The 8,075-nt window shown below is 67.3% G+C and carries 7 protein-coding genes; all 7 read left to right on the top strand.

Annotation, left to right across the window (positions count from 1 at the left end; translation table 11 throughout):
• Positions 1-201 (top strand): 30S ribosomal protein S12 (gene rpsL / locus Q0Q23_RS19225; RefSeq protein WP_295128135.1); only part of this gene is annotated, 201 nt, incomplete at its 5' end.
• Complete coding sequence (gene rpsG, locus Q0Q23_RS19220) at positions 201-671, top strand: 30S ribosomal protein S7 (protein WP_295128132.1); 471 nt, start codon at positions 201-203, stop codon at positions 669-671. The genes rpsL and rpsG, both read left to right, overlap by 1 nt.
• Before the next feature lie 105 nt (positions 672-776).
• Positions 777-2,891, top strand: coding sequence for an elongation factor G (fusA, locus tag Q0Q23_RS19215; protein WP_295128129.1), 2,115 nt, complete (start codon positions 777-779; stop codon positions 2,889-2,891).
• Between the two features lie 114 nt (positions 2,892-3,005).
• Entirely contained in the window at positions 3,006-4,199 is a 1,194-nt protein-coding gene (tuf, locus tag Q0Q23_RS19210) for an elongation factor Tu (RefSeq protein ID WP_055913937.1), read from the top strand.
• A 485-nt stretch (positions 4,200-4,684) separates the two neighbouring features.
• Complete coding sequence (locus Q0Q23_RS19205; RefSeq protein ID WP_295128124.1) at positions 4,685-5,686, top strand: glycosyltransferase family 2 protein; 1,002 nt, start codon at positions 4,685-4,687, stop codon at positions 5,684-5,686.
• On the top strand, positions 5,683-6,603 hold the full coding sequence (locus Q0Q23_RS19200; protein WP_295128121.1) for a glycosyltransferase: 921 nt from the start codon (positions 5,683-5,685) through the stop codon (positions 6,601-6,603). The genes Q0Q23_RS19205 and Q0Q23_RS19200 overlap by 4 nt, the downstream gene beginning before the upstream one ends.
• Positions 6,600-7,697 carry a glycosyltransferase gene (locus tag Q0Q23_RS19195; protein WP_295128118.1) on the top strand — a complete coding sequence of 366 codons (1,098 nt, stop codon included), beginning with the start codon at positions 6,600-6,602 and terminating at the stop codon, positions 7,695-7,697. The genes Q0Q23_RS19200 and Q0Q23_RS19195 overlap by 4 nt, the downstream gene beginning before the upstream one ends.
• Positions 7,698-8,075 lie beyond the last annotated feature (378 nt).

The following is an 8,075-nucleotide window of genomic DNA, read 5'->3' as shown; positions in this document are numbered from 1 at the left end:
AACGGGACCGAGGTCACCGCGTACATCCCCGGTGAGGGCCACAACCTGCAGGAGCACTCGATGGTGCTCGTCCGCGGCGGCCGTGTGAAGGACCTGCCCGGCGTCCGTTACAAGATCGTCCGCGGCGCCCTGGACACCCAGGCCGTCAAGAACCGCAAGCAGGCTCGCAGCCGCTACGGCGCGAAGATGGAGAAGAAGTAATGCCTCGCAAGGGTCCCGCTCCGAAGCGCCCCGTCGTCGCCGACCCGGTCTACGGCTCGCCGGTCGTCAGCCAGCTCGTCAACAAGATCCTCCTCGACGGCAAGAAGGGCCTCGCCGAGCGCATCGTCTACGACGCGCTCGAGGGTGTCGCCTCCAAGTCCGGTCAGGACGCCGTCGTCACGCTCAAGAAGGCGCTCGACAACATCCGCCCGACCCTCGAGGTCCGCAGCCGCCGCGTCGGCGGCTCGACCTACCAGGTGCCGGTCGAGGTCAAGCCGCACCGCGCGAACACGCTCGCGCTCCGCTGGCTCACCAGCTATGCCAAGGGCCGTCGCGAGAAGACGATGACCGAGCGTCTCACCAACGAGATCCTCGACGCGTCGAACGGTCTGGGTGCCGCGGTCAAGCGCCGCGAGGACACCCACAAGATGGCCGAGTCGAACAAGGCCTTCGCCCACTACCGCTGGTAGGCACAGGGCCGCTGGTAACACTTTTCGTCGTCCGGGCGTTGTACTCCTGAGGAGTGCTCCGCCCGGACGGCACCCCTTCCACTCTCTACTTTTCGGAGGAACCCTGTGGCACAGGACGTGCTCACCGACCTGAAGAAGGTCCGCAACATCGGCATCATGGCCCACATCGATGCCGGCAAGACCACCACGACCGAGCGCATCCTGTTCTACACGGGCGTCAACCACAAGATCGGTGAGACCCACGACGGCGCCTCGACCACCGACTGGATGGAGCAGGAGAAGGAGCGCGGCATCACCATCACGTCCGCGGCCGTGACCTGCTTCTGGAACAAGAACCAGATCAACATCATCGACACCCCCGGCCACGTGGACTTCACGGTCGAGGTGGAGCGCTCGCTCCGCGTGCTCGACGGTGCGGTGGCCGTGTTCGACGCGAAGGAAGGCGTCGAGCCCCAGTCGGAGACCGTGTGGCGTCAGGCCGACAAGTACGTGGTGCCGCGCATCTGCTTCGTCAACAAGATGGACAAGCTGGGTGCCGACTTCTACTTCACCGTCGACACCATCGTCTCCCGCCTCGGCGCCAAGCCGCTGGTGATGCAGCTCCCGATCGGCTCCGAGTCCGACTTCGTCGGCGTCGTCGACCTGATCGAGATGCGCGCGCTGGTGTGGCCGGGCGACGCCAAGGGCGACGTGACCATGGGCGCCAAGTACGAGGTCCAGGACATCCCCGCCGACCTTCAGGAGAAGGCCGAGGAGTACCGCAACCGTCTCCTCGAGACCGTCGCCGAATCCGACGACGTGCTGCTCGAGAAGTTCTTCGGCGGCGAGGAGATCACCGTTCCGGAGATCAAGGCGGCCATCCGCAAGCTCACCGTGAACAACGAGATCTACCCGGTCCTCTGCGGTTCCGCGTTCAAGAACCGCGGTGTGCAGCCGATGCTCGACGCCGTGATCGACTACCTCCCGTCGCCGCTCGACGTGCCCGCCATCGAGGCGCACAACCCGCGCGACGAAGAAGAGGTCATCCTCCGTCACGCCGACGCCACCGAGCCGTTCTCGGCGCTCGCCTTCAAGGTCGCCGTTCACCCGTTCTTCGGTCGCCTGACCTACGTGCGCGTGTACTCGGGCCGTGTCGACTCCGGTGCCGCGGTCGTGAACTCGACCAAGGGCAAGAAGGAGCGCATCGGCAAGATCTTCCAGATGCACGCCAACAAGGAGAACCCGGTCGACTCGCTCACCGCGGGCAACATCTACGCCGTCATCGGCCTGAAGGACACCACCACCGGTGACACCCTCGCCGACCCGGCGCAGCCCGTCGTCCTCGAGTCGATGACGTTCCCGGAGCCGGTCATCGAGGTCGCCATCGAGCCGAAGACCAAGGCCGACCAGGAGAAGCTGGGCACCGCGATCCAGAAGCTCGCCGAAGAGGACCCGACGTTCCGCACCGAGCAGAACCAGGAGACCGGTCAGACGGTCATCAAGGGCATGGGCGAGCTGCACCTCGACATCCTCGTGGACCGCATGAAGCGCGAGTTCAACGTCGAGGCCAACGTGGGCAAGCCGCAGGTGGCCTACCGCGAGACGCTCCGTCGCCCGGTCGAGAAGTACGACTACACCCACAAGAAGCAGACCGGTGGTTCCGGTCAGTTCGCAAAGGTGCAGATCAGCCTGGAGCCCATGGAGGTCACCCCGGAGACCTCGTACGAGTTCGTGAACGCCGTCACCGGTGGTCGCGTGCCGCGCGAGTACATCCCCTCGGTCGACGCCGGCATCCAGGACGCGATGCAGGTCGGCGTGCTCGCCGGCTTCCCGACGGTGGGCGTCAAGGCGACGCTCGTCGACGGTGCGTCGCACGACGTCGACTCCTCGGAGATGGCGTTCAAGATCGCCGGCTCGATGGCCTACAAGGAGGCCGCGCGCAAGGCGAACCCGGTGCTTCTCGAGCCGCTCATGGCGGTCGAGGTGCGTACGCCGGAGGAGTACATGGGCGACGTCATCGGCGACCTCAACTCCCGCCGTGGACAGATCCAGTCCATGGAGGACGCGAGCGGCGTCAAGGTCGTGCGCGCCAACGTCCCGCTGTCCGAGATGTTCGGCTACATCGGTGACCTGCGGTCCAAGACCTCGGGCCGTGCGGTGTACTCGATGCAGTTCGACAGCTACGCGGAGGTCCCGAAGGCCGTTGCCGACGAGATCGTCCAGAAGAGCAAGGGCGAGTGACCTCGGTCGCTGCTCCCAGGCAACATCCCGTAACATAAGAAACCAATCCCGTAGACCCTCCGGTCGAAATCCATCGACCGGGGTGTCTGCACGAGAGTCCTGAGGAGGACCACAGTGGCTAAGGCCAAGTTCGAGCGGACTAAGCCGCACGTGAACATCGGAACCATCGGTCACGTCGACCACGGCAAGACGACGCTCACCGCGGCGATCTCCAAGGTGCTTGCTGACAAGTACCCGTCGGCGACCAACGTGCAGCGCGACTTCGCGTCGATCGACTCGGCTCCGGAAGAGCGTCAGCGTGGTATCACGATCAACATCTCGCACGTCGAGTACGAGACGCCGAAGCGTCACTACGCGCACGTCGACGCCCCTGGTCACGCCGACTACATCAAGAACATGATCACCGGTGCTGCTCAGATGGACGGCGCGATCCTCGTGGTCGCCGCCACCGACGGCCCGATGGCTCAGACCCGCGAGCACGTCCTGCTGGCCAAGCAGGTCGGCGTTCCGTACCTGCTCGTCGCGCTGAACAAGTCCGACATGGTCGACGACGAGGAGATCCTGGAGCTCGTCGAGCTCGAGGTCCGCGAGCTGCTCTCCAGCCAGGACTTCGACGGCGACAACGCTCCGGTCGTCCGCGTCTCGGGCCTCAAGGCTCTCGAGGGCGACGAGAAGTGGGTCCAGTCGGTCCTCGACCTCATGGACGCCGTCGACGAGTCCATCCCGGACCCGGTGCGCGACAAGGACAAGCCGTTCCTGATGCCGATCGAGGACGTCTTCACGATCACCGGTCGTGGCACCGTCGTCACGGGCCGCGCCGAGCGTGGCACCCTGGCCATCAACTCCGAGGTCGAGATCGTCGGCATCCGCCCGACGCAGAAGACCACGGTCACGGGTATCGAGATGTTCCACAAGCAGCTCGACGAGGCCTGGGCCGGCGAGAACTGTGGTCTGCTCCTCCGCGGCACCAAGCGCGAGGACGTGGAGCGCGGCCAGGTCGTCGTGAAGCCGGGTTCGGTCACGCCGCACACCAACTTCGAGGGCACCGCCTACATCCTCTCGAAGGAGGAGGGTGGCCGTCACAACCCCTTCTACACGAACTACCGTCCGCAGTTCTACTTCCGCACCACCGACGTCACCGGCGTCATCTCGCTGCCCGAGGGCACCGAGATGGTCATGCCCGGCGACACCACCGACATGTCGGTCGAGCTGATTCAGCCGATCGCCATGGAGGAGGGCCTCGGCTTCGCCATCCGTGAGGGTGGCCGCACCGTGGGCGCCGGTACGGTGACCAAGATCAACAAGTAAGTCCTCCGCCCGGGTCACCGGGCAGACTCACTCGGCACGGGCCGGATCCGAATGGATCCGGCCCTTCGTCGTTCCGAGGGGTTTACCTCTCGCGAACTCGGGCGCAGAATTGACCCACCGTTTCAACCGAACGGATCCGTCGACGAAGGGAGAGTGCCTATGGTGAGCGTGGACCTCGCAAACCAGACCAAGCTGCTGACCGGATCACGGATGAAGAGTTCGGATACCGCCTAGGCGGACTTGGAACCTCAAGAACGGCGGCGCGAGGCGCCGTTCGAAGCGGGATCGACCACGGTCGGTCCCGCTTTTCCGTGCTCGTCGAGCGCGACCGCGGTCCTACGCACCGCTGGAACGATGAAATGCAGGGTGAACGCGCAGCTCCGATCCGTCAGCTTCACCGGCGAGTTCGGCTGATTTTGCGGGCGGGTGGCGATGCCGCGAGTGCGATGGAGAAATGTCAGCAGCAGTAGTATGACCCGCACACCATGTCACATCCAGCCGACTACCCGATCAGTATCGTCGTGTGCTTCCACAACGCCCGAGCCACGGTCGAGCGCACGCTGGCGTGGCTCGAGACGAGCGGTCGCGGTGCAGAGGTCGTGCTGGTGGATGACGCCTCGCGCGACGGGACGGCCGGACGGCTGCGCACGTGGGCGCAGCACCATCCGGGCAGCACCGTCGTCGTTCTCGACGAGAACCACGGTCCTGCCCGGGCGCGGAACGCGGCTCTGTGCCACACCACGCGTGATTACGTGTGGTTCATCGACGACGACGACGAACCCGCCCCGGACGCTCTCGCCGTCTTCGACCGGATCATCCACGAGTGCCGCCCCGACCTCGTGTTCGCCCGGGCACGGTTCCGGTCGGCCGACGGCGCGGAGCGCTGGGTCGACGGCGTGGACGAGACCGGGATCATGGACCCGGATCACGCACTGCTGCGCATGCTCCGTGGCGACGTGCACGGCTTCCTGTGGAGCAAGCTGTTCCGCCGTGCCGTGCTCGACGCCACCGCGTTCGGCACGGAGTATCCGCAGGAGGACTTCGTCGGGATCGTCGGAGCGGTCGAACGGAGCGCGCGGATCGCCCTGTCGCCCCGTTCGGTCTACACCTACATCGAACGACCGGGGTCGCTGAGTCGTGGGCGACGGCCCGACTTCGGCCGCTATGCCACGGCGAGGGATGTCGCCGTCCGGGCCGCCGTGCGCAACGGCATCGACGCGCGTGTCATCGCCTACTTCCGGTTGTGGTTCTATGCGATCGCCGTCGCGTTCGTCCCCGTCCGCAGGCGTGCGTCCCGCGCCGACGTCCGTGAAGGCATCAGGCTGGCCCGGGCGGAGCTCCGCGGGCTCGATCTGGGTGAGTGCGCGGCGATCGATCGGCGGGCCGCGCTCCATGGTCGCGTCATCCTGGCGTCGGGGCGGCTCTACCCGGCATTGCTGGCTCCCGCGCTCTGGCTCCACGACCGACTGAGGAGGTTCCGCGCATGACACCGCCCCGCGAGGCCGTCTCCGTCGTGATCCCGACCATGAACACCCGTGCCGCCCTCCACGAGGCCGTCGCATCGGCTCTCGCCCAGCGCGATGTCGACGTCGAAGTGGTCGTCGCGATGAACGGACCCGGCGAGAGCCCCGAGTTCGGCGATCCACGCGTGCGCGTAGTCCGGTCCGACCCCGCCGACCGCGGAAACGGCGCGAGGATGGCGGGGATCCGCGCTGCGCGCCACGAACTCATCGCGCTCCTGGACGACGACGACAGCTGGGTGCCGAACAAGCTTCGCGATCAGCTCGATGCGGTGTCGGAGCGCGGCCTGAGCGACGACAACTGGTTGATCTCATGTTCGATCGCCGAGTTCGACACAGTGGAGGGCAGCACCCGCATCGTGCCGACGGAACCCGTGCTCGGGGTCCTCAGCATCTCCCACTACCTGCTCGCCCGGCCCGGGCTGCGCTCGGTTTCGCCGCAGTTCGCCTCCTCGACCATGCTGTTCCCGCGTGCTCTCGCGCTCCGGGAGCCGTGGGACACCGCGGTCCGGCTTCACCAGGACTGGGAGTGGCTCGTGCGGCTGGAGGCCAAGCGGGGCACGCGGATGCTGTGCGTCCCCGAGCCGTTGGTGCGGAGGCCGGTGAGTCATCCGGATTCGCTGACGACAGCTCCCGACTGGCGTTCGAGCCTGGAGTGGGGCACGCGTCATCTGACCGGGCACTCGGCGCGGATCCGCGGCGACTTCTTCCTCACCGTCCCGGCCGACCGGGCCGGGCGGGCGGCGAGCGCGCGCGGGCTTCTCGCGTGCGCGTCGGAGGCGCTGCGGCAGGGGAGGCCCGGGTATGGCGCGTGGGCCTACTTCGGCGTGACGGTCGTCCGCGCCGCGCGCAACCGTCTGCGACGGCCGGGGGCGGCCTCGTGAAGGTGGGCTACGGCCGGGTGTGGGACCCGGCGTATCCGCGCAACTCCCGCATCCGCTCCTACCTGGTCAGCCGGTTCGGCGCCGAGATCGCGGTCACTCGGCGTTACGAGGGCTCCCGCACGCGCCGGATCCTGCACGACGTCGCCACTATGCTGTTCGGGCTGCACGGGAAGCAGCTATACATCCTCGCGGAGTTCTCCCTGCCGTACGCCGTGCTGCTGTGGATCGTGGCCCGGCTCAATCGCGGTGTGCTCATCGTCGACGGCTTCGTCGGCCAGTACGAGACCATGGTCGACGACTGGAAGAAGGCCGAGCCCGGCTCGGCGCGCGCACGGTGGTACGCGCTGGTCGACCGGGTCGCCTATCGCCTCGCCGACCTCGTCCTGATCGACACCCGGGTCCGCGCACGGGCCCTCGCCGCCGCACACCCCGGTACGGAGGTGCTCTCCCTCCCTGTCGGAGCGCCGGCGTGGGCCGTCCCCGCCGGCCCGCGGCGCCGCCGCGGTGACGCGGTCACCAACGTCCTGTACTACGGCAACTACATCCCGCTGCACGGCCTGCCGGTCGTGCTGGACGCCGTGCGGCGCGCCGGACGGCTGACCGGCCTCTCGGTCACGCTCGTCGGTGACGGCACGCCCCGTCGCGAGATCGAACGGCGGGCGTCGGCGCTCGGAGTGGCCGGCAGCTGCCGATTCCTCGACCCGGTGCCCGAGGAGGAGCTCGCGGACCACCTGGCGCAGGCGGACATCGTTCTCGGGATCTTCGGCGACTCCGACAAAGCCCGTACGGTGATCGCGAACAAGGTCTGGCAGGGGCTGGCCAGCGGCAGGACCGTCGTGACACGGACGTCGCCCGCGCTGGCCGAGATCGCCGACGTGTGCGGCGACCAGCTCGTGCAGGTCGACGGCGCCGACGACGCGGAGCTCGCGGAGGCGCTCGCGGCCGCGCTGGTGCGGCTGGCGACAGCGGACGTCACGGTCGAGACGGGCACGGTCGACACGGGCACGGCGGCGGCGCTGGCGGGCTATGTCGACGCCGAATACGCGGCCTTCGGGCGCCGGGTGGAGGAGCTCCTGGCCGTCCGCCGACGGTGACGGACGGCGCGCGACACGCCCGGGTTGCAGCATTGCTGCGGATCTGGCAAACTTGTCTGGTTCAACATTTCGGAACGAGTGCGCTGACGTGCGCTCCGAACGGATCACTGCCAGGCAGTGCATAGCCCACCGCGGGAGTCTTTGGACCGGCGGTCGAGGGGTTAGGCCGCAGGTAGCAGGACACGCTCACAATCGACATCCTCGAGAAACAGGGCCATAGCTCTGCGCTCGCAGGGGCGTGCGTGAGTTGACAGAAGAATAGTGGCGTTTCCCACGCGTACGTCGCACTGCGTCCAATGCGAGCACCGGTTCGAGAGAGCCGTCTCGTACGACGCCATAACAAGAGAGAGAGTCAGACATGGCGGGACAGAAGATCCG

Source organism: uncultured Leifsonia sp. (assembly GCF_945957465.1).
Lineage (GTDB): Bacteria > Actinomycetota > Actinomycetes > Actinomycetales > Microbacteriaceae > Leifsonia.
Note: the sequence above shows the minus strand (reverse complement) of the source record. Positions and strands in the feature narration are given on the sequence as shown.